Source organism: Alicycliphilus sp. T452 (genome assembly GCF_054512775.1).
The window spans coordinates 1-21,916 of sequence record NZ_JBTNEH010000010.1; the positions used below are offsets into that span (position 1 = coordinate 1).

The window sequence follows — 21,916 nt, forward strand, 5'->3', positions numbered from 1 at the left end:
GTGGCCTCATTACGCCGATCCGAGACTGGCTCCAATACGGCGATCACGCCCTGGCTCCATTACGCCGGTCAGCGGGTGGCGCCTATATGCCGATCATGGAGTGGATCCAATATGCCGGTCGGTGACAGGCCGAGGCGTTGTCGTCCTCAATGCCGTTCAGCGATGAACCACCGGGGCATGAAGTTTTCCAAGGACGTCCACCGTCGTTCTATTCAAACGAAGCCGTTGCGGATTTTCTGGGCGTCAGTGGGCCCACCGTCCACGCACTCATCAAAGCCAGAAAAATTGCCATTCCAGCTATGGGTGAGGCCTTCGACATTGATGAACTACTCGGGGCCCAGCGGTTTTTGAGCGACGGTCTGCTGACTCCCGCTGAACTGGCTATGTTGCTCGGCATCCCCCTGTTCGGTGCTGATGATGCTGGCGAGACCGGTTTGCCATCGTGGAATCCCAGAAACAACTCGGACAGGCGCATCGAGCTGGGGGTTGTCATGGAATACCACTTACAGCTGCTCGCCAAGTTCGATGAACATGTGCCTTTGGCCGGGATGGTCTCGCTTGGAAAGCTGGCGACTCGGACGACAAAACCGCTCGACACATTGATTCGCGGCGTGAAGGTGCTGCTGAGCGGGGCTGTTGGCTCGTTTGCCTGGAGCCGACCATTTAGGTGGGCTGACCTGCTTGTTCCAGAGGATGAAGCAAATTTGATATTGGCTGGCGCACAGCAGGCCTGCAATACCGCGATTGGTCAGCAGGAGTAGGCCTGGTAAGCGGCATCAAAAAAATTCCTACGAACCCAGGAATTTAGTCGCTGCCCAATATTTCGTGGACACAATTCCTGCTATCGAAGGAATATTTTGATAATTCCTCTTACTTCCGTCCAGTCCGCCGGTGTTGCGATTCGCACGATGCGTAAGCGTGCCAGAATCCGCATCGACGATTTTGCTCTCACTGCAAGTGTGAGCAAGCAGTTCATGACAGACCTCGAAAATGGCAAAGACACTGTACAAATGGGTATGGTGCTCAGTTTGCTGCAGCGCATGGGCGTTCGCGTCAGCTTGGAACTGCCGGACGAGGTTGCCAACGTTTTTCACGCCGAGTTCGACAGAGTGACTCGCCGACGTTCACTTAAAAGCGCATCAAGGTCCAAGCCTGCTCAAGTCAGTTCAAAGTTTCCCTCTGCTCTGGATAGTGATATTCCCACTATGAGCGAACCAACTCACACAGAGCTACCCGACGTTTGGGACAGTTTCTTCTTGGGGCCCCCTGGGGTCAGTGAGGACTATTTGCCCGAGCGCGCCACGCAGAATCAGCCGGAGCGGGATGCCCTCTGATGCTGGGCTACCAGCTGGACACAACCGTCATCTATGTCCTGAAGTGGCGCCCGGGTGACGTTTCCAACAGTGAAACGAGGGGGGTTTGACTGGCCCTGTTGGACCAATCGCCTGCTACGGTGACACGGCACCAATTAAAGCGGGGTGACGTTGGGGTGTTGGTTACCAAAAATTTGGCCCCGTCTGACGGTCGTCACACGGGGCCAAACGCAAGCTATTGATTTTTAAAGACTTTTGAAAAAGCGCTTCGCCAGGCGAAGAAACACGCGAAGTTTCGTAAGTCGTTGATTTTCTGGCCAACGGGTTACCGAAACTTTGTGGTCCCTACACATGCAACGCTGCACTCGCCGCCCCGGCGCTTGGGCACGACCTTGATTCGGCCATGTCCACTGTCAGGCCAGGCTTTTAAACGGTCGCCGCGGCTCAACAAGCTTCGATACGCCGCGGCGATATGCACCGGGACTGGCCCCGGTCCATTTGCGGAACGCGCGATGAAACGCACTGTGTTCGGCAAACCCCAGTGCGTGCGCGATATCCGAAACCCCCATTTCGGAATTGCTGAGATAGTTGATGGCCAAGTCCCTGCGTAGATCATCCTTTATGGCCTGGTAGGAATAGCCTTCCTGCTCCAGATGACGCCTCAGGGTGGAAGGTGTCGAGTGCATCGAGGCCGCCAGGACCTCGAAGTCCGGCCATTCGGCGGGCTGCATGCGGCAAAGCCGCGTCCGCACCATTGCCGCCGGCCCGTTCTGGTTGCGAAACTTGACCAGGAAGTTGGCCGGCGCTTCGCGCAGGAACTCCCGCGCCGCCCTCGCGTCGCGGACCAGCGGCAGGCCGAGATGGGCGGCGTCCATGACCAGGCTGCTCGCCGGCTGTCCGAACCCCACCGATTCACCAAAGATCAAACGATATTCCGCGGCATGGTCTGGCGCCATCTGACGGAAAGAGGCGGCCAGGATCGGCAGGCGACGCCCTACCAGCCAGCAGGCCAGGCCGTAGATGATCACGAACAGGGTGCCGTGGGCAAAAAGCCGCCCGGGCCGGGCTAGATCGACGAGGGTCAAGACTGCCCGGCCATCGGCCACACTCAAATGACCCGACACGTCGTCCAGCACCAGCGAGAAGAAACGCAGCGCCCGCTCGAGCGCGTGGCGCAGGTCCCGGCAATCGAGCAATGCGTGGCAGAGGATGACGAAACTCCCCGGGCGCATCGGATGCGAGTCCATGCCGAAGAACTCGTCGCCCAGCTCTGCGGCGAGGACATGCCACAACGCCCCGTACTGCTGCGGCGAGACCCGGGCCAGCGGCATTCCGACGAGGTCGGCGGAAAAGCCGGCGCGCGCCGTCAAGGCCGCCACATCCAGTCCACGGCGACGGGCCTCGGCCAGGGCCTCGGCGACAAAGCTGATCGAAATCGTCCCCTTTTTCATCCGTTCTTCAGGTGGCAAAAGCCACCACCCATTTTGACCGATTTGGGCGTAGGACAGCAGCGACCAACTCCCTAGACTGCTGCGCGAATCCCCAGAACCTGTCACCACGATTTCACAGGAGATGACCATGGCCGCCAACGCCACCGAAGGCAGCACCCTGCCCCCGTATCAGGACTTTGTCGCGAACTTCCGCCTGGAGAACCTGGCCAAGGAGTTTTCCGGCGACTTCAAGAACGGCATCAATGCCGCCATCGAGTGCTGCGACCGCCACGCCCAGCCCGGCCGCGTGGCGCTGAACTGGGAGGCGCAGGACGGCCGCAGCGCCAGCTACACCTTCGAGCAGCTGCGCGACCTGTCCTCGCGCTTTGCCAACTTCCTGGTCAGCCAGGGCGTTCAGCCCGGCGACCGCGTCGCGGGCCTGCTGCCACGCACGCCCGAGCTGCTGGTGGTCATCCTGGGCGTCTGGCGCGCCGGAGCCGTTTATCAGCCGCTCTTCACCGCCTTCGGTTCCAAGTCCATCGAGCACCGTGTGGGCTCCAGCGAGGCCAAGCTGATCGTCACCGACACCACCAACCGCCCCAAGCTCGACGACGTCAAGGGCTGCCCGCCGGTGGTCACCGTGGCCGGTGCCGGGGCCGCCACCCGCGCCGGCGACTTCGACTTCCAGGCCGAGATCACCCGCCAGAGCAACGCCTTCACGCCCGTGCTGCGCACCGGCGACGACGCCTGCATGATGCTGTTCACCTCCGGCACCACCGGCCTCGCCAAGGGCGTGGCCGTGCCGCACAAGGCGCTGATGGCGATTTACATGTACATGCGCTACGCGGTGGACCTGCGCCCCGGCGACAACTACTGGAACATCGCCGACCCCGGCTGGGCCTACGGCCTGTACTTCGCCGCCATCGGGCCGCTGCTGCTGGGCCAGGCCACGACCTTCTACGACGGCCACTTCACGGTGGACAGCACCTGCCACGTGATCGAGAAGTACGGCATCGACAACCTGGCCGGCGCTCCCACCGCCTACCGCCTGTTGATCAACGCGGGCGATGAGGTGACCCGGCGCCTGCGCGGCCGGCTGCGCGTGGTCAGCAGCGCCGGCGAGCCGCTGAACCCGGAAGTCATCCGCTGGTTCCGCGAGCACCTGGACTGTCCGATCAACGACCACTACGGGCAGACCGAGATCGGCATGGTGCTGTGCAACTTCCACGGGCTGAAGCACGAGGTGCGCCTGGGCAGCGCCGGCCTGCCGATCCCCGGCTACCGCCTGGTGGTCGTCGATGATGCTGGCAACGAGCTGCCCGTGGGCACGCAGGGCACGCTGGCGGTGGACCGCGAGAGCTCGCCGCTGTACTACTTCCCCGGCTACTGGCGCCAGGAAACCGCGGGCTTCGTCGGCAAGTATTACCTCACCGGAGACACCGTGGAGATGGCGAGCGACGGCACCATCGCCTTCGTCGGCCGCGGCGACGACATCATCACCTCGTCGGGCTACCGCATCGGGCCCTTCGACGTGGAAAGCTGCCTCATCGAGCACCCGGCCGTGGCAGAGACCGCCGTGATCGGCAAGCCCGACCCCGAGCGCACCGAGATCGTCAAGGCCTTCGTGGTGCTGCGCGCCGGCCATGAGCCATCCGACGCCCTGGCCGACGAATTGCAAGCGATGGTCAAGCGCCGCCTTGCCGCGCACGCCTATCCGCGTGAGATCCAGTTCGTGACCGAACTGCCCAAGACCCCCAGCGGCAAGATCCAGCGCTTTCTACTGCGCCAGCAGCAGGCGGCCGGCAACCAATAAGGAATGCGCCACCATGATGATCGAAAACCATACTTTCCTGGTCACCGGCGGCGCCTCCGGCCTGGGCGCGGCCACCGTGCGCATGCTCGCAAACGCCGGCGGCAACGTCGTCATCGCCGACTTGAACGAGCCAGCGGGCAAGGCCCTGGCCGCCGAGCTGGGTGCCAAGGCGCGCTTTGCCGCCACCGACGTGGCCGACGAGGCCAGCGCGCGCGCCGCCGTGAATCTGGCGTGCGACACGTTCGGCGCGCTGCATGGCCTGGTCAACTGCGCCGGCATCGCGCCGGCCGAAAAGGTGCTCGGCAAGGAGGGGCCGCATCGCCTCGCGAGCTTCGGCAAGGCCATCCAGGTGAACCTGGTGGGCGCCTTCAACATGCTGCGGCTGGCGGCCGATGCCATGTCGGCCAACGCGCCGAGCGCCGACGGCGAGCGCGGCGTGATCGTCAACACCGCCTCCGTGGCGGCCTTCGACGGCCAGGTCGGCCAGGCCGCCTACGCCGCCTCCAAGGGCGGCGTCGTGGCCATGGCCCTGCCGGTCGCGCGCGAATTGAGCCGCTTCGGCATCCGCGTCATGACCATCGCCCCCGGCATCATGGAAACGCCCATGCTGCTGGGCATGCCGCAGGAGGTGCAGGACTCGCTGGGCAAGATGGTGCCCTTCCCCTCGCGCCTGGGCAAGCCCGCCGAATTCGCCGGCCTGGTGCGCCACATCGTCGGCAACCCCTACCTGAATGGCGAAGTCATCCGCCTCGACGGCGCCATCCGCATGGGCGCCAAATAAAAACGATCACAGGAGAATTTCATGACCGATCCCATCGTCATCGTCGCCGCACGGCGCACCCCCATCGGCGCCTTCCAGGGGCAGTTCGCCGCCGTCACCGCCCCGCAACTGGGCAGCGCCGCCATTGCCGGCGTGCTCGCCGACATCGGCCAGCACGCTGCCGACATCGACGAAGCCATCCTGGGCTGCTGCCTGTATGCGGGCCTGAAGCAGGCGCCCGCCCGCCAAGCGGTGCTGGGCGCGGGCCTGTCGCCCGCGGTGCCGTCCACCACCCTCACCAAGATGTGCGGTTCGGGCATGAAGGCCACCATGCTGGTGCACGACCTGCTGCTCGCCGGCACCTGCAAGGTGGGCCTGGCCGGCGGCATGGAGTCGATGACCAACGCCCCCTACGTGCTCCCCAAGGCGCGCCAGGGCTACCGCCTGGGCCATGACCAGATCTTCGACCACATGTTCCTCGACGGGCTGGAAGACGCCTACGAGGGCAAGCTCATGGGCTACTACGCCGACCTGTCGGCGCAGGAGCACGGCATCGCGCGCGAGCGCCAGGACGCCTACGCCGTCGAATCGGTGCGCCGCGCCCAGCACGCGGTCGGCAGCGGCGCCTTCCGCGCCGAAATCGCCCCGGTCAAGATCACCGGCCGCAAGGGCGAGGTCGTGCTGGCGGACGATGAAACGCCCGGCAAGTGCGACGCGGCGAAGATCCCGCAACTGAAGGCCGCCTTCCGCAAGGACGGCACGGTGACCCCGGCCAACGCCTCGTCGATCTCCGACGGCGCAGCCGCGCTGGTGCTGATGCGCGCATCGGAGGCTGAGCGCCGCGGCCTGGCGCCGCTGGCGCGCATCCACGCCCATGCCAGCCACGCGCAGGCGCCGGGCCAGTTCACCACCGCCCCCGCCACCGCGATCCGCAACGTGCTGGCCAGGACCGGCTGGAGCGTGGGCGACGTGGACCTGTTCGAGATCAACGAGGCCTTCGCGGTCGTCACGCTGCTGGCCATGGACGCGCTCGGCCTGCCGCACGACAAGGTGAACGTGAACGGCGGCGCCTGCGCCCTGGGCCACCCGATCGGCGCCACCGGCGCGCGCATCATCGTCACGCTGATCCATGCCCTGCGCCAGCGCGGCGGCAAGCGCGGCATCGCCAGCCTGTGCATCGGCGGCGGCGAGGCCACGGCCGTGGCCCTCGAAGTCCTGTAAGCGAGGAGCGACAAAAATGATCTTCACGCAAGAACAGGAAATGATCCGCGACGCGCTGCGCCAGTTCGCCGGCGAGCGCCTGGCGCCCTTTGCCGCCGAGTGGGACAAGCAGCACACCTTCCCCCGGCAGGCGCTGAAGGAATTGGGCGAACTGGGCGTGCTCGGCATGGTCGTGCCCGAGCGCTGGGGCGGCGCCGAGCTGGACTATGTGTCGCTGGCGCTGGCGATCGAGGAGGTCGCGGTCGGCGACGGCGCCACGTCCAGCATCGTCAGCGTGCAGAACTCGCTGGCCTGCGGCATCACCATGAACTACGGCAGCGATGCGCAGAAGGACAAATACCTGACGCGCCTGGCCAGCGGCGAATGGCTGGGCTGCTTCTGCCTGACCGAGCCGCACGTGGGCTCTGACGCCTCCGCCATCCGCACCACGGCCGTGCGCGACGGCGACGCCTGGGTGCTGAACGGCGTCAAGCAGTTCATCACCACCGGCAAGAATGCGCAACTGGCGATCGTCTTCGCCGTGACCGACAGGCAGGCGGGCAAGAAGGGCATCTCGGCCTTCCTGGTGCCCACCGACACGCCCGGCTACCAGGTGGCGCGCATCGAGGACAAGATGGGCCAGCACGCCTCGGACACGGCGCAGATCCTGTTCGAGAACTGCCGCATCCCGGCCGACCACCTGCTGGGCAAGGAAGGCGAAGGCTACAAGATCGCCCTGTCCAACCTGGAGGCCGGGCGCATCGGCATCGCCGCACAGTCGGTGGGCATGGCGCGCGCCGCGCTGGAGGCGGCGCTCAAATACGCCAAGGAGCGCGAAGCCTTCGGCGTGCCCATCGTCGAGCACCAGGCGGTCGCCTTCCGGCTCGCCAACATGGCCACGCAGATCGAGGCCGCACGCCAGCTCGTGCTGCACGCCGCCACGCTCAAGGACGCCGCCAGGCCGTGCCTGAAGGAAGCGTCGATGGCCAAGCTGTTCGCCTCGGAAATGGCCGAGCGGGTGTGTTCCGACGCCATCCAGATCCATGGCGGCTACGGCTACGTCAGCGACTTCCCGGTGGAGCGCATCTACCGCGACGTGCGCGTCAGCCAGATCTACGAAGGCGCGTCCGACATCCAGCGCATGGTGATCGCCCGGGCGCTCATTGCCGACTGATTCGATTTCTAAATCAACCGATTATTTGTCGGCTTCATAAGCGGGGATGAAGCCGCGCGCCAGCGCCACTTCCCGCCCTTCATAGGCGCCATGGCCTCGATGGGGTTGCGCCCCTCGGGGCCATCGCCCGCCTGCCCTGTCATGTGCAGTTTGCTCGACGAGCCCTATCGGCATGGGGTGCCCCATGCTCACAGCCTTGCCCGAAAGGCGCTGTTCGTCTCCGACGCCTGCTCCAGCCGCCGCGCGATGTTGCCACAGACCAGGTCGCACAGGGCATCCACCGATTCGTCCGTCAGGCGGTAGTACACGCTGGTGCCGCGCCCCTCGCGGGCGACGATGCCCTGCTTGGTCATCAGCGACAGATGCCGCGAGATGTTGGCCGCCGTATAGCCGCAGGCCTGGGCCAGTTCGCCCACGTTGTGTTCCCCCTGGCGCAGCAGGTTGAGGATGCGCAGCCGCGTGGGTTCGGCCAGCACCTGGAAATAGGCTGCGACCTGCTCCAGGGCTTCGGGGGGCAATTCCTTCATCACGTGCTCCATGCGGTATTCGGCGGTGCTTGCCTGCCATGATACATTATTGACTAATTAGCTGATTGGTTAAATAATCAAAAAAACTTGCAGGAGAGGATCCCATGCGCCATCGCCTTTGGCTGCTTCCCGTGCTCGCAGGCCTCTCGGGCCTGCCGTCCGCTCAGGCCGCCGGGCCCGCGCCGCTGGCCTATCACGCGGTCCAGCCGACCCAGGCCGGCTGGCTGAGCAGCGACGCCAGGGTGGAGGCCGTGCGCGACACCCAGCTGTCGGCGCAGGTGGCGGGGGCCATCGTCGCCCTGCACGTCAAGGCGGGCGACCGGGTGCGGGCGGGCCAGGAGCTGCTGCGCATCGACGCGCGCATGGCCAGCCAGGGGGCGGCCGCCAGCCAGGCGCAGGTGGCGGCGGCGCAGGCGAACCTGCAGGTCGCGGGCAAGGAGTACGAGCGCCAGAAGCAGCTGTTCGCCAAGCGCTACATCAGCCAGGCGGCGCTCGATGCCGCCGAGGCGCAGTGGCGCGCGGCCCGGGCGCAGGTGCAGGCGCTGCAGGCGCAGGCCGGCGTGGCGGCGACCCAGTCGGGCCTGCACGTGCTCAGGGCGCCCTATGCCGGCGTGGTGGCCGGCGTGCCCGTTGCGCTGGGCGACATGGCCATGCCGGGCAGGCCGCTGGTGTCGGTGTACGACCCCGCGCTGCTTCGCGTGACGGCGTCACTCGCCGAGGAGCAGGCGCAGCGCCTGCGCTCCGGCGGCGGCGTGCAGGTGGAGCTTCCCGGCCTGATGGACACGCGCCTGGATATTGCTGCCGCACAGGTCCAGGTCCTGCCCACGGCCGACCCGCTGAGCCACACCGTGCCGGTGCGCGTGCAGCTGCCTGCCGACCTGCCGGGCGCCCTGCCCGGCTCGTTCGCGCGCCTGTGGTGGCAGGGCGGCGCGGCGGATGCCGGCGCACGCGTGCTGGTGCCCGCCAAGGCGGTGGTGCGCCGGGCCGAGATGACGGGCGTGTACGTGCGCGGCGGCAACGGGCAGCCGCAGCTGCGCCAGGTGCGCCTGGGCCCGCCCCAGGGCGAGATGGTGGAGGTCCTGAGCGGGCTGCGCGCGGGCGACCAGGTGGCGCTCGAACCCCAGGCCGCGGCCAAGGTGCGCTGACATGGACGGCCGCAACAAGCATTCCCTGGGCATCTCGGGCCGCATCGCCCAGGCCTTCCAGGCGGCGCAGATCACGCCGCTGCTGGCGCTGCTGGCGCTGCTGCTGGGCCTGTTCGCGGTGCTGGTCACGCCGCGCGAGGAGGAGCCGCAGATCGACGTGACCATGGCCAACGTGATCGTGCCCTTCCCCGGCGCGTCGGTGGCGGACGTGGAGCAGATGATCGCCACGCCGGCCGAGCAGGTGCTGTCGCAGATGCTGGGCGTGAAGCACGTGACCTCGGTCTCGCGCCCCGGCGTGGCGGTGCTCACGGTGCAGTTCAAGGTGGGCGTGCACCGCAACGACGCCCTGGTGCGCCTGCACGACACGCTGCGCAGCAATGCCGACTGGCTGCCGCGCGGACTGGGCGCGATGGAGCCCATCATCCGCCCCAAGGGCATCGACGACGTGCCCGTGGTCACGCTGACGCTGTACAGCCACGACCAGGACACGGGCGCCTTTGCGCTGGAGCGCGTGGCGCACAGCATGGAGGCCGAGCTGATGCGCGTGCCCGGCACGCGCACCGTGGCGACGGTGGGCGGCCCCGGCCGCGCCGTGCGCGTGGAGCTGGACGCGGCGCGCATGGCCGGCAGCGGCGTGACCGTGGACGCGCTGCGCCAGGCCCTGCAGTCGGCCAACCAGGGGCTGCCCGTGGGCGAGCTGCTCTCGGGCGACCGGTCGGTGTCCATCGAGGCCGGGCCGTTCCTCGCGCATGCGCAGGAGGTGGCCGACATCGTCGTCGGCAACCGCGGCGGCAAGCCGGTGTTCCTGAAGGACGTGGCCCGGGTGGAGGACGGCCCGCTGCCCGCGACGCGCTACGTCTGGCATGCGCAGGTCGAGGACGGCCAGGCCAGCGAATACCCGGCGGTGACGCTGGCGGTCACCAAGAAGGCGGGCGCCAACGCGATCGACGTGGCGCGCGCGGTGATGCAGCGCACGGCCGAGCTGCGCGGCACCGTCATCCCTGCCGACGTGCAGGTGGCCGAGACGCGCGACTACGGCGCCACGGCCAACGACAAGGCGCAAAAGCTCATCCAGAAACTGCTGTTCGCCACCGCCTCCGTGGTCGCGCTGGTGTTCGTCGCGCTGGGCCGGCGCGAGGCGCTGATCGTCGGCGTGGCAGTGGGCCTGACGCTGACGGCCACGCTGTTCGCCTCCTGGGCCTGGGGCTTCACGCTCAACCGCGTGTCGCTGTTCGCGCTGATCTTCTCCATCGGCATCCTGGTGGACGACGCCATCGTGGTGGTCGAGAACATCCACCGCCACCAGGCGCTGCACCCCGAAAAGACGCTGCTGCAGCTCATACCCGGCGCGGTGGACGAGGTCGGCGGGCCGACCATCCTGGCCACCTTCACCGTGATCGCCGCGCTGCTGCCCATGGCCTTCGTCAGCGGGCTCATGGGACCGTACATGGCGCCCATCCCCATCAACGCCAGCATGGGCATGCTGCTGTCGCTGGCCGTGGCCTTCACCGTCACGCCCTGGCTGGCGCGGCTGTGGATGAAAGGCCATGGCGGGCAGGCGCAGGCGCACACGGGCCTGGCCGCCAGGCTGGCGCCGGTGTTCACGCGCATCTTCCGCCCGCTGCTCGACGAGCGGCACGGCCGGCGCAGCCGCGCCCTGCTGGGGCTGGCCGTGGCGGGGCTGATCGCCATCTCGCTGGTGCTGCCCGTGCTGGGCTGGGTGCAGCTCAAGATGCTGCCGTTCGACAACAAGAGCGAGTTCCAGGTCATCGTGGACATGCCCGCGGGCACGCCGCCCGAGAGGACCGCCGCCGTGCTGCACGAGCTGGGCGCCTACCTCGCCACCGTGCCCGAGGTGACCGACTACCAAGCCTACGCGGGCACGGCCGGCCCCATCAACTTCAACGGCCTGGTGCGCCAGTACGACCTGCGCAGCGGCGGCGAGGTGGGCGACCTGCAGGTCAACCTGCTGGACAAGCACGAGCGCAAGGACCAGAGCCACGCGATCGCCATGCGCGTGCGCCCTGCCCTGCAGGACATCGGCCGCAGGCTGGGCGCCAACGTGAAGGTGGTGGAGGTGCCGCCCGGCCCGCCCGTGCTCGCCCCCATCGTCGCCGAGATCTACGGCCCCGACGCCGCGGGCCGCCGCCAGGTGGCCAAAGAGGTGCGCGCGGTGCTGCAGGAAACCGGGGGCATCGTGGACCTGGACGACAGCGCCATCGCCGACGCGCCGCGCAAGCTCCTGCTGGTGGACCGGCGCAAGGCCGCGCTGATAGGCGTGCAGCAGGCCTCCATCGTCTCCGCCCTGCACGCGGGCCTGGCCGGGGAGCGCGCGACCTGGCTGCGCGATGCGAGCAAGTACCCCACGCCCGTGCTGCTGCAGCTGCCCGCCGAGCAGCAGGGCAGCCTGGATACGCTGCTGCAGCTGCCCGTGCGCACCAGCCAGGGGGGCACGGTGCCGGTCCGCGAGCTGGTCACCGTCACCGACACCCTGCGCGAGCAGCCCGTCTACCACAAGGACCTGCTGCCGGTGAACCTGGTGGTCGCCGACATGGCGGGCAAGGTAGACAGCCCGCTCTACGGCATGTTCGCCGCGCGTGCGGCGATCGCGGACATCGCGGCGCCCGACGGCGGCAGGATCGAGGAGTATTTCATCCGCCTGCCCAGCGACCCCTACCGTGGCTACAGCCTCAAGTGGGACGGCGAATGGCAGATCACCTACGAGACCTTCCGCGACATGGGCGCGGCCTACGGCGTGGGGCTGATCCTGATCTACCTGCTGGTCGTCGCGCACTTCGGCTCGTACCTCACGCCGCTGATCATCATGGCGCCGATACCGCTGACCATCATCGGCGTGATGCCCGGCCACGCCATCCTGGGCGCGCAGTACACGGCCACCAGCATGATCGGCATGATCGCCCTGGCCGGCATCATCGTGCGCAACTCCATCCTGCTCGTGGACTTCATACGCCTGCAGGTACAGGCCGGCATGGAGTTCCGGCAGGCCATCGTGCAGTCGGCCATCACGCGCGCGCAGCCCATCATGCTCACGGGCCTGGCGGCCATGCTGGGGGCGTTCTTCATCCTGGACGACCCGATCTTCAACGGCCTGGCGATCTCGCTGATCTTCGGCATCGCCGTCTCCACCGTGCTCACGCTGGTGGTCATCCCCGTCCTGTATTTCATGGCCTACCGCCACCACGTGGACCGGGTGCGCGGCCAGAGAGCGGTGCAATGAAGACTATCAAAAAAATAGCTGCAAGCGCTTGGTACATGGGCGCCAGGGCCCGTTTGGGCTTGTATCTTGCCCTGGGCCTGTGCATCGCCCCCGCCGCCCGGGCCACCGACCTGATCGAGGCCTGGCAGGCCGCCTGGCAGCACGACCGCGAACTGGCCGTGGCGCGCGCCGCCCACGGCGCAGCCCAGCCCCGGCGCGACCAGGCCGCCGCGCTGTGGCGCCCCGGCGTGGCCATGACGGCATCGGCCGGCGTGGCCAGCAGCGACACCGAGATGCGCGGCGCGCAGTTCTCCGCGCCCGGCATGGGGCGGAGCAACGGCGTGGACTTCGGCACCTCGGTGCACGGCGGCACGGCCACGCGCATCGCGCTGCAGGCCAGCCAGCCGCTGTACCACCCCGAGCGCCGGGCCCAGCAGCAGCAGCTCGCGCTGCAGGCCGACATGGGCGACTGGCAGTGGCGCGCCGCGCAGCAGGACGCCATGCTGCGCACGGCCCGGCGCTACCTCGACCTGGCCGTGGCGCAGGAGGCGCTGAGCGTGCTCGACGGCCAGCTCGACGCCGTGCGGAAGGCCGAAACCGAGGCGCAGGACCGCTTCGACATGGGCGCCGCCCCCATCACCGCCGTGCACGAGGCGCGCGCGCAGCGCGCGAACCTGGAGGCCCGGCGCCTGGCCGCGCAGGCCGACCTGGACGTCAAGCGCCGCCAGCTCGCCGACGCCACCGGCCTGCCCCCGGCCGGCCTGGACGCGCGCCTGCCCGCAGCCGCCTGGACAGACCCCGTGCAGGCGCTGGCCCGCGACCAACAGGCGCTGACTGTCTGGCAGGAACAGGCCGACGCCGGCAACCCCGGCATACGCCTGCAGCAGCTCGCCGCCGACGTCGCCCGCGCCGAGGCCGACAAGCACCGCGCCGCCGCCAGCGCCCGGGTGGAGCTGGTCGCGCAGGCCGCGCAGGACCGCCTCTCGGGCAGCGGCGACTTCGGCGGCGGCGCGCGCAACAAGGACACGCGCGCCATGCTGGGCGTGCAGCTCACCGTGCCGCTGTACACCGGCGGCTACCGCTCGGCCAAGGAAGAGGAAAGCCTGGCGCAATGGAACCAGGCCCAGGCGCAGCTGGACGCCACGCGCGAGCAGGTCGGCCGCCAGGTGCACGCCGCCTGGCTGGGCCTGCAGGCCGGGGCCCTGCGCGTGCAGGCGCTGCAGGAGGCGCTGGCCGCATCCCAGGCGCGCCAGGACGCCACGCGCACCGGCTACGAGGTGGGCCACCGCACCCTGCTCGACGTGCTGCACGCCGACAACGACACCGCCGCCACGCGCCTGGCGCTGGCCCAGGCGCGCAGCGCGCTGCTGCTGCACCGGCTGCAGCTGGCGCAGCTGGCCGGCCAGCTCGACGAAGCCGTGCTGCGCCAGGCCAGCCAGGCGCTGGCCCGCGCGCCCTGAGGCACGGCACCGGGTGCTCTTTTATGAATAGCTGCTCGCGCTTCACCCATATACGTTTCAGGCAATTCCAATGACATTCTGGGACCAGGCTTTCGACATTCCGGGCTACAAGTACGGCACCGCCCCCAACGCCTTCGTGCGCGAGCAGGCCGCGCGCCTGCGCCCCGGCGGCCGTGTGCTGGTGCCCGGCGATGGCGAGGGGCGCAACGGCGTGTGGCTGGCCGCCCAGGGGCACGAGGTGCTGTCCGTCGACGGCTCGGCCGTGGGGCTGGCCAAGGCGCGGGAACTGGCGCGGCAGCAAGGCGTGCCGCTGCGCACCGAGCTGGCCGATCTGGCGCAATGGACGCCCGGGCCCGCCGGCTTCGACGCCGTGGTGCTGACCTACGTGCACCTGCCCTCCGCCATCCGTGCCGACGCGCACCGCCGCCTGGCCGCCGCGCTGCGCCCGGGCGGCTGGCTGGTCCTGGAGGCCTTCACGCCGCAGCAGCTCGCCTACGCCAGCGGCGGCCCCAAGGACGCGGACATGCTCTACAGCACGCAGCAGCTGCGCGCCGACTTCGCCGGCCTGCTGCGCGAGGAACTGGCCTGGGACGGCGTGGTGCAGCTCGACGAAGGCCCGGGCCACCAGGGCGCGGCCCATGTGCTGCGCTGGCTGGCGCAGGCCCCTGAGAACGTGTTCATGGTCTTTTCATGAACACGTTCTGAACGAGGAGAAACGCAATGACCGCCACCACCGCCCGCATCACGGTCCTGGGCGCCGGCTTCGGGGCGCTGGCCACCGTGCGCGAACTGCGCCGGCGCGACGCCGGCGCCGAGATCACGCTGGTCTCGCCGCGCGCCGAGCTGCACTACCTGCCCGGCATCATCTGGATACCCAGCGGCCTGCGCACGCGGGAGCAGCTCATCGTGCCGCTCGCGCCCTTCTTCGAGCGCATGCGCGTGCGCCACGTGGCGGCCGACGCGACCGGCCTGCGGGACGGCGGCCGCACGGTGCTGACCAGCGCCGGCGAGCTGCGCAACGACGCCCTGGTGATCGCCACCGGCGGGCGCTTCATCAAGAAGCTGCCGGGCATAGAGCACGCCATCACCCCCTGCGAGGGCATCGCCGCCGCCGAGCGGATCCGCGACCGCCTGCGCGCCATGGAGGGCGGCACCATCGCCGTGGGCTTCGCCGCCAACCCGAACGAGCCCCAGGCCGTGCGCGGCGGGCCGATGTTCGAGTTCCTCTTCGGCATCGACACGCAGCTGCGCCGCGAGGGCCGGCGCGAGCGCTTCGAGCTCGTGTTCTTCAACCCCAGCAAGGAGCCCGGCGCGCGCCTGGGCGCCAGGACGGTGCAGCAGCTGCTGGCCGAGATGGCGCGGCGCGGCATACGCACCCACCTGGGCCACAAGATGGTGCGCTTCGACGCCGGCAAGGTCGTCACCGAAGGCGGCGAGATCGCGGCCGACCTGATCCTCTTCATGCCCGGCATGACGGGCAACGCCTGGTTCGACGCCACCGAGCTGCCGCGCTCGCCCGGCGGCCTGCTGCGGGCCGACGCGCAATGCCGCATCGAAGGCTGGGAGCACGCCTACGTGGTCGGCGACTCGGGCAGCTTCCCCGGACCCGAATGGATGCCCAAGCAGGCGCACATGGCCGACCTGCAGGCGCGCGCGGCGGCGGCCAACCTCGTCGACGCGCTGGCCGGGCGCACGCCCCGGGCGGGCTTCAAGGCGGAGCTGGCCTGCATCATCGACGCGCTGGACCGGGGCACCCTGGTCTGGCGCACGCCGCAGCGCCACCTGATGCTACCGTCGTCGCGGGCGATGCACTGGGCCAAGCGCGCCTTCGAGTCGCGCTACCTGCGCCAGTACCGCGGCTGACGAACACCCGAATCGATGACAACGCCCGACCGGGCCTACAGGAGGCAAGCATGACAAAGATGGAATCTTCACGACCGCAGCGTGCCGTGGCATCGCGGCGCACCTGGCTGGCCGCGGCCGCGGGCACGGGCGCGGCCCTGGGCATGGGCCTGCAGCCGGGCCCCGCCCGGGCGGCCCGGCTGGCCAGCAAGGCGCACATCGTCATCGCGGGCAGCGGCCTGGCGGGCATCGCCATCGCGCACCGGCTGAGCGCCATGCTGGACGGCGCGCGCATCACCATCGTGGACGCCAAGGAGGTGCACAACTACCAGCCCGGCTTCACCCTGGTGGCCACCGGCGTGTGGCCCGTGGGCAAGGTGATCGACCGCAACGCCGACCTGCAGCCCGCGGGCGTCGAATGGGTCAGGGAGATGGTGGCCGAGTTCGACCCCGCCGCCAACGCCCTGGTCACCACGGGCGGCAGGCGCATCGCCTACGACTATCTCGTGGTGGCCACGGGCACGCACCAGGACTGGGCGCAGATCGAGGGCATGGACCTCAAGGCCATCGGCAGCAACGGCCTGGCCAGCGTCTACCCCGGCTCCGACGCCGCCGTGGCCACCTGGGCGGCCATGGACCAGTTCCGCGCCAAGGGCGGCGAGGCCGTGCTCACGCTGCCCGCCACGCCGCTCAAGTGCGCGGGCGCGCCGCTCAAGATGACCTTCATGGTGCGCGACCGGCTGGCCCAGGCGGGCACGCTGCAGAACTCCAGGGTGACGTTCTACTCGGCGCTGCAGAACGTGTTCGGCGTCAAGGCGGTGAACGACAACGTGCTCGAACGCTGGCAGGCGCTGGGCGTGGACGTGCAGTTCACGCAGAAGCTCAAGGCCATCGACATCGGCGCGCGCCGCGCCACCTTCACCAGCCCCGAGGGCGAGGCGACCGAGGTGCCCTACGACTTCATCCACGTGGTGCCGCCCATGCGCGCGCCCGACGCGGTGAAGAACTCCGACCTGGCCTGGAAGGACGGCCCCATGGCCGCCGGCGGCTGGCTGGAGGTGGACAAGGACACGCTGCAGCACCGCCGCTACAAGAACGTGTTCGGCCTGGGCGACATCAACGGCACGCCGCGCGGCAAGACCGCCGCCACGGTGAAGAAGAGCGCGCCCCTGGTCGCGCAGCACCTCGTGGACGTGGTCGCCGGGCGCGAGCCGGGCCAGAAGTTCGACGGCTACACCTCCTGCCCCATGATCGTGCGCGAGGGCTCGGCCATGCTCATCGAGTTCGACTACGAGGGCAGGCTCATCCCGTCGCTGCCCATGATCGAGCCGCTGCAGGAGAGCTACTTCGCCTGGCTCATGAAGGTGCGCATGCTCAAGCCCGCCTACATGGCGGTGCTCAAGGGCCGCGTCTGACACACAACCCGAGGAGACACACCATGTACGAAATCTGGCTGGTCCTGAACATCGTCTACGAAATCGCGCTGGGCATCTGGCCCGCGCTGCTGCTCGCGCTGCTCGTGTGGATCGCCCTGCTGGTGGCCGCGCGCGGGCGCATGGGCCTGCGCGCGCTGCGCCCTGCCCTGCTGCTGGGCGCCATCGTGGCGGCCGTGCTGGTGGCGGCCGTGCCGTCGCTCACGCAGTCGTCGCTGTCCAACATGGACTACTGGGTCGATTGGGCCAACCTGCTGGCCATCGCCCTGGGCCTGGGCGTGCTGGCCGCCCTGTTCGTGTGGCCGCTGGCGGCCCTGGCCTGCCCGCGCTGCCGCAGCGCCGCTTAGTTTTTTTACGGTCTCTATCCAAAGGAGCTTTCAAATGACATCCTGGCAAATCGTGCGCATCGTCGCTGGCGCCTTCGTGCTGCTCTCGCTCGCCCTGGGCGTGCCCGGCAGCCCGATCTTCGTGAGCCCCTGGTGGCTGGCCTTCACCGCCTTCGTGGGCGCGAATCTGCTGCAAAGCGGGTTCACCAAGTGGTGCCTGATGGAGAGCATCCTGCGCAAGCTGGGCGTGCAGCCCGGCTGCTGAGTTTCAGGCAAGAACAGGCTCCAGCGCTTGCCTGACAAGCGCTGGAAGCTATTCATTCAAGAGCAACAACGCCGCGCCCGCGGCCCGCAGGCTTTCCATGACCACGCCCTTCGCCCACCCCCTCGTGGTGGACGTCCGCTCGCCCGGCGAATTCGCCGCCGGCCACATGGCGGGCTCCATCAACCTGCCCCTGAACATGCTGCAGGACGCGGCCTGCGACATACTGCCCGGGCGCGACGCGCCGATAGTGCTGTGCTGCGTCTCGGGCGCGCGCTCGGAAATGGCCGCGCAGTGGCTGCGCGCGCAGGGCTACACCCAGGTGACCAACGGCGGCAGCGTCGGGGCCGTGGCCCTGCGGCTGGGAAACGCGATGGAGAAGGAAAACGCATGAACAACGAACTTGTGACCGTGGAGCTGGCCCAGATCGCCGACTACCGCTACGAGAACCGCTTCGGCGCCGGCGTGCCGCCGCTGGTCTCCGACGAGCCCGCGCCGCTGGGCGGGGGCCAGGGCCCCTCGCCCGTGCACCTGCTGTGCGCGGCCGTGGGCAACTGCCTGAGCGACTCGCTGCTGTTCGCGCTGCGCAAGTTCAAGCAGCAGCCCGAGCCGCTGCACGCCACGGTGCAGGCCGAGGTGGGCCGCAACGCCGAGGGCCGCCTGCGCATCCTGCAGATGACCGCCACGCTGCGCCTGGGCGTGCCGGCGCAGCAGCTGCAGCACCTGGACCGGGTGCTGGGCCAGTTCGAGTCGTTCTGCACCGTCACGCAGAGCGTGGGCCAGGGCATACCGATCGCCGTGCAGGTGCTGGATGCCGAGGGGCGCGTGCTCAAATAGTACGGATTTGCCTTCAACCGTATAACGTTGTTGGGGCGCCTTGCCGTGCTACAGCACTGTCTGCGGCGCCCCGCCTAGTTATCCGCTTGAATTCAAATCCGTAGAAGCCCTCAGCGCATCACGCCGAAGTCGCGTGCCAGGCGCCGGTAGGCGTCCATCTGGCTGCGCACGGCGGCGTCCAGCGCCGCGCCCGTGAGCGCCACGGGCTGCAGGCCGAAGCGCTCCAGTTCCTGCGCCGCCGCGGGATGCTGCATGGCGCGCTCCAGCATGCCCGCCCAGTGGCGGAAGGCCTGCTCGCTCACGCCGGGCCCCAGGTACACGCCGCGCAGGATGGGCCATTCGATGTCCAGCCCCTGTTCGCGCGCCGTGGGCGTGCGCGCCCAGCGGCCCGGCAGGCGATCGGGCGCGAGCACCGCCAGGATGCGGATGGGCGCGCCCTGGTCGATCTGCCGCGCCACCTCGGCCGCGTCGCCGGGCACCACCTGCACGTGGTCGCCCACCAGGGCCGCCAGCGCCTCGCCGCCGCCCTCGAAGGCCACGAAGCGCATGGCCTTGTGGCCCACGCCGGCCGCGCGCGCGAGCAGCGCGGCCTTCATCCAGTCCTGGCTGCCGATGGAGCCGCCCGCGCCGAACACCACGCGAGCGGGCTGCGCGCGCATCGCCTCCACCAGCGCGGGCAGCGTGCGGTAGGGCGCGTCCTGGCGCACGGCGATCACGCCGTAGTCCATGCCCATGCCGGCCAGCCAGCGCACGCTGCGCTCGTCATAGGGGCCGAAGCGCCCCTGCGCCAGGTTGAGCAGCGAGCCCGACGAGAACGCCACCAGCGCCCCGCCGTCGTCCGGCCGCCGGGTGACGCTGCTCTTGAACGCCAGCGCGCCGATGCCGCCGGGCTGGTAGACCGTGGGCAGCGGCTGCGCGAGCTGGCCCGAGGCGTGCAGCAGCCGGCCCAGCGCCTGGCAGGTCAGGTCGAACCCGCCGCCGGGCTTGGCCGGCGCGATGCAGCGCGGGCCCGTCTGCGCCGCGGCGCCGCAGGCCAGCAGCAGCCAGGGCAGCAGCACCCGCAGCAGCAGCCCGGCCTTCATGCGCGCGGCCACCACAAAATGACGCAGGCGCCCTGCCCGGGCGGCGCCGTCTCCAGGCGCAGCGCGCCGCCGTGGCGCCCGATGACCGAGCGCGCGATGGCCAGGCCCAGGCCCGAGCCGCGGCTCTCGCGCCCCTTGGCGAAGCGCTGGCCCGCCCGGCCCGCCAGCTCGGGCGGCATGCCGGGCCCGTCGTCCACCACGCGCAGCCAGCAGCCCTGCGCGTCGGTGCCGGCCGTCAGGGTCACCACGCCGTGTTCGCGCCCGTGCTCGATGGCGTTGTGGGTGATGTTGAGCAGCGCCTGGCACAGCAGCCCGCGGTCGCCCCGGGCCCAGGCCTGGCCGGCGTCGCCTTCCACGCCCAGGTCCACGCCGCGCGTGCGCGCCAGGGGCAGCAGCTCCACGGCCACGTCGCGCGCGAGCTGCGCCAGGTCCACGGGCTCCGCCAGCGCCTGGGCCGTGTCGCTGCGCGCCAGCGCCAGTAGCTGGTTGGTGGCGCGGATGGCGCCGGACAGCGCCGCCGACAGCGCCTGCAGCGCGATCCGCTGACGCCCGGCGTCGGGCTCGCGCAGGGCGTAGTCGAGCTGTGCGCGCAGCGTGGCCAGGGGCGTGCGCAGCTGGTGCGAGGCGTCGTCCACGAAGCTCTGGCGCGCGTCCATGAGCTGGCGCGTGCGCTCCATCTGCTGGTTCACGGCGGCCACCAGGGGCTGGATGTCGCGCGGCAGGCCGTCGGCCTCGATGGGGCGCAGGTCGTCGGGCGCGCGCGAGCGGGTCTGCGCGGCCAGCCGCGTGATGGGCCGCAGCGCCACGCCCAGCACGGCCACCACGCTGGCCAGCAGCACGGCCAGCAGCGCCCCGTCGCGCAGCGCGGCGCGGCGCACGAAGCCGGCGGTGAACTGCTCGCGCGAGGCCGTGCCCTCGGCCACCTGGATCACGAGGTAGCGGCTGTCGCTGCCCTCGGGCGCATCGTCGAGCGCGCGCATGAATGCGCCCACGCGCACGTTCTCGCCGAAGTAGCTCGCGTCGTAGAACACCGGGCGGCCCGGCTGCAGCGCCGCGGGGGGCGCGGGCAGGTCGGGACTGCCCAGCTCCACCAGCCCGTCGGCCGTGGCCACGCGGAAGTACACGCTGCCCTTGGCGGTGAGCTGGAAGAACTCGAACAGCCGGTAGGGCAGCTCCACCGCGAGGCCGCCCGAGGCGGTGGACACGTTCAGGTCCAGCGCCCTGATGGCGCCGAGCAGCGAGCGGTCGTAGGCCGCGTTGGTGGAGGCGATGGCGTCCTCGCGCGTGAACCACAGGCCCACGGCGGCCATGAGCGTCATGGCCGGCAGCAGCAGCGCGAGCAGGCGCTGCCTAGTGCTGGCCTGGCGTATCCAGCTCCAGGACATAGCCGAGCCCCCGGTAGGTGTGGATGCGCACGCCGCTGCCCTCCAGGCGCTTGCGCAGGCGGTGCAGCAGCACGTCGATCACCGAGGGCTGCACGTCCTCGTCGTCGCCGAACACGCGGTCCATGGCCTGCTGGCGCGTGAGCGGCTCGCCGCTGCGCTGCACCAGCGCCTTGAGCAGCGCATGCTCGCGCGGCGAGAGCTGCAGCGGCTCGGCCGAGAGCGTGAACTGGCGCGTCACCGTGTCGAACTGCAGCGGGCCGCAGGCCAGGCGCGGGTGCTCGCTGCCGCGCGCGCGGCGTACCAGGGCGGTCAGGCGCGCCTCCAGCTCGGCCAGCTCGAAGGGCTTGGCCAGGAAGTCGTCCGCGCCCTCGTTGAGGCTGCGCACCCGCTCGCCCAGCGTGTCGCGCGCGGTCAGCACCAGCACGGGGATGCGCTCGTCGCGCGCGCGCAGCCGGCGCAGGATGGTGCCGCCGTCGCGCCCGGGCAGGCCCAGGTCGAGCACCAGCGCGTCGTAGTCGCGCCCGGCCAGCGCGCGCTCCACCAGCCGGCCGTCGTCGCACCAGTCCACGCGGCAGCCGCCCTGTTCGAGGGCCTTGGCCAGCCACTCGCCCAGGGGCCGCTCGTCTTCGGCCAACAGGATGCGCATGGCGCGGATTATCTGCGGCGGCCGCCGGCGTTCCTGAAAGGCAATTGATAGGTCGCCCCGTGCA

General features: G+C 69.7%; 21 protein-coding genes. 16 read left to right on the forward strand and 5 right to left on the reverse strand.

The genetic code is table 11. The annotated features are described in order from the left end of the window. Positions 1 to 149 precede the first annotated feature (149 nt). A complete protein-coding gene (locus tag ACX12L_RS10700) occupies positions 150 to 761 on the forward strand; it encodes a hypothetical protein (protein ID WP_459262532.1) in 612 nt (203 codons plus the stop codon). A gap of 213 nt (positions 762 to 974) precedes the next feature. After that, on the forward strand, positions 975 to 1,334 hold the full coding sequence (locus ACX12L_RS10705) for a hypothetical protein (RefSeq protein WP_459262533.1): 360 nt from the start codon (positions 975 to 977) through the stop codon (positions 1,332 to 1,334). Between the two features lie 392 nt (positions 1,335 to 1,726). Here ACX12L_RS10705 and ACX12L_RS10710 read toward each other — a convergent pair whose 3' ends face one another. Beyond that, positions 1,727 to 2,893, reverse strand: a complete 1,167-nt coding sequence (locus ACX12L_RS10710) for an AraC family transcriptional regulator (protein WP_459262534.1) — start codon at positions 2,891 to 2,893, stop codon at positions 1,727 to 1,729. Between ACX12L_RS10710 and ACX12L_RS10715 the strand changes: the two genes are divergently transcribed. Genes ACX12L_RS10715 through ACX12L_RS10730 form a run of 4 tightly spaced genes read left to right on the forward strand, consistent with a single transcriptional unit; the run spans position 2,892 to position 7,690 of the window. Continuing rightward, entirely contained in the window at positions 2,892 to 4,556 is a 1,665-nt protein-coding gene (locus ACX12L_RS10715; protein ID WP_459262535.1) for an AMP-binding protein, read from the forward strand. The genes ACX12L_RS10710 and ACX12L_RS10715 overlap by 2 nt on opposite strands. 13 nt (positions 4,557 to 4,569) lie before the next feature. After that, the gene (locus ACX12L_RS10720; RefSeq protein WP_459262536.1) at positions 4,570 to 5,337 is read left to right on the forward strand and encodes a 3-hydroxyacyl-CoA dehydrogenase; all 768 of its coding nucleotides are present in this window, start codon (positions 4,570 to 4,572) and stop codon (positions 5,335 to 5,337) included. A 21-nt stretch (positions 5,338 to 5,358) separates the two neighbouring features. Further along, positions 5,359 to 6,537, forward strand: a complete 1,179-nt coding sequence (locus tag ACX12L_RS10725) for an acetyl-CoA C-acyltransferase (protein ID WP_459262537.1) — start codon at positions 5,359 to 5,361, stop codon at positions 6,535 to 6,537. 16 nt (positions 6,538 to 6,553) lie between these two features. Then, entirely contained in the window at positions 6,554 to 7,690 is a 1,137-nt protein-coding gene (locus ACX12L_RS10730; RefSeq protein ID WP_459262538.1) for an acyl-CoA dehydrogenase family protein, read from the forward strand. 188 nt (positions 7,691 to 7,878) lie between these two features. Here the strand turns inward: ACX12L_RS10730 and ACX12L_RS10735 are convergent, their stop codons facing one another. Further along, positions 7,879 to 8,217, reverse strand: coding sequence for an ArsR/SmtB family transcription factor (locus ACX12L_RS10735; protein ID WP_013519133.1), 339 nt, complete (start codon positions 8,215 to 8,217; stop codon positions 7,879 to 7,881). A gap of 104 nt (positions 8,218 to 8,321) precedes the next feature. On the opposite strand from ACX12L_RS10735, the gene ACX12L_RS10740 reads away from it, so the two are divergent. The 10 genes from ACX12L_RS10740 (at position 8,322) to ACX12L_RS10785 (ending at position 18,739) form a co-directional block, all read left to right on the forward strand. After that, entirely contained in the window at positions 8,322 to 9,362 is a 1,041-nt protein-coding gene (locus tag ACX12L_RS10740; protein ID WP_459262539.1) for an efflux RND transporter periplasmic adaptor subunit, read from the forward strand. Position 9,363: 1 nt separating this feature from the next. Next, entirely contained in the window at positions 9,364 to 12,600 is a 3,237-nt protein-coding gene (locus tag ACX12L_RS10745) for an efflux RND transporter permease subunit (protein WP_459262540.1), read from the forward strand. After that, positions 12,597 to 14,039 carry a TolC family protein gene (locus tag ACX12L_RS10750; RefSeq protein ID WP_459262541.1) on the forward strand — a complete coding sequence of 481 codons (1,443 nt, stop codon included), beginning with the start codon at positions 12,597 to 12,599 and terminating at the stop codon, positions 14,037 to 14,039. The genes ACX12L_RS10745 and ACX12L_RS10750 overlap by 4 nt, the downstream gene beginning before the upstream one ends. A 70-nt stretch (positions 14,040 to 14,109) precedes the next feature. Then, positions 14,110 to 14,733: a class I SAM-dependent methyltransferase gene (locus ACX12L_RS10755; protein ID WP_459262542.1), complete on the forward strand. Its 624-nt coding sequence runs from the start codon at positions 14,110 to 14,112 to the stop codon at positions 14,731 to 14,733. Between the two features lie 26 nt (positions 14,734 to 14,759). Then, positions 14,760 to 15,902, forward strand: a complete 1,143-nt coding sequence (locus tag ACX12L_RS10760) for an NAD(P)/FAD-dependent oxidoreductase (RefSeq protein WP_459262543.1) — start codon at positions 14,760 to 14,762, stop codon at positions 15,900 to 15,902. Between the two features lie 50 nt (positions 15,903 to 15,952). Beyond that, positions 15,953 to 17,296: an NAD(P)/FAD-dependent oxidoreductase gene (locus tag ACX12L_RS10765; RefSeq protein WP_459262544.1), complete on the forward strand. Its 1,344-nt coding sequence runs from the start codon at positions 15,953 to 15,955 to the stop codon at positions 17,294 to 17,296. A 23-nt stretch (positions 17,297 to 17,319) separates the two neighbouring features. Beyond that, on the forward strand, positions 17,320 to 17,661 hold the full coding sequence (locus ACX12L_RS10770; RefSeq protein ID WP_459262545.1) for a hypothetical protein: 342 nt from the start codon (positions 17,320 to 17,322) through the stop codon (positions 17,659 to 17,661). A gap of 34 nt (positions 17,662 to 17,695) precedes the next feature. Next, positions 17,696 to 17,905: a YgaP family membrane protein gene (locus ACX12L_RS10775; protein ID WP_459262546.1), complete on the forward strand. Its 210-nt coding sequence runs from the start codon at positions 17,696 to 17,698 to the stop codon at positions 17,903 to 17,905. Positions 17,906 to 18,002: 97 nt separating this feature from the next. Further along, a complete protein-coding gene (locus ACX12L_RS10780) occupies positions 18,003 to 18,296 on the forward strand; it encodes a rhodanese-like domain-containing protein (RefSeq protein WP_459262547.1) in 294 nt (97 codons plus the stop codon). Next, positions 18,293 to 18,739 carry an OsmC family protein gene (locus ACX12L_RS10785; protein ID WP_459262548.1) on the forward strand — a complete coding sequence of 149 codons (447 nt, stop codon included), beginning with the start codon at positions 18,293 to 18,295 and terminating at the stop codon, positions 18,737 to 18,739. The genes ACX12L_RS10780 and ACX12L_RS10785 overlap by 4 nt, the downstream gene beginning before the upstream one ends. Positions 18,740 to 18,849: 110 nt before the next feature. Here the strand turns inward: ACX12L_RS10785 and ACX12L_RS10790 are convergent, their stop codons facing one another. The 3 genes from ACX12L_RS10790 to ACX12L_RS10800 are packed head-to-tail and all read right to left on the reverse strand — an operon-like array spanning position 18,850 to position 21,852. Further along, a complete protein-coding gene (locus ACX12L_RS10790; protein WP_459262549.1) occupies positions 18,850 to 19,821 on the reverse strand; it encodes a Bug family tripartite tricarboxylate transporter substrate binding protein in 972 nt (323 codons plus the stop codon). After that, positions 19,818 to 21,206 carry a sensor histidine kinase gene (locus tag ACX12L_RS10795; RefSeq protein WP_459262550.1) on the reverse strand — a complete coding sequence of 463 codons (1,389 nt, stop codon included), beginning with the start codon at positions 21,204 to 21,206 and terminating at the stop codon, positions 19,818 to 19,820. Before ACX12L_RS10795 ends, ACX12L_RS10790 begins: the two co-directional genes overlap by 4 nt. Next, positions 21,172 to 21,852 carry a response regulator gene (locus ACX12L_RS10800; RefSeq protein ID WP_094436809.1) on the reverse strand — a complete coding sequence of 227 codons (681 nt, stop codon included), beginning with the start codon at positions 21,850 to 21,852 and terminating at the stop codon, positions 21,172 to 21,174. The genes ACX12L_RS10795 and ACX12L_RS10800 overlap by 35 nt, the downstream gene beginning before the upstream one ends. Between the last annotated feature and the right edge of the window lie 64 nt (positions 21,853 to 21,916).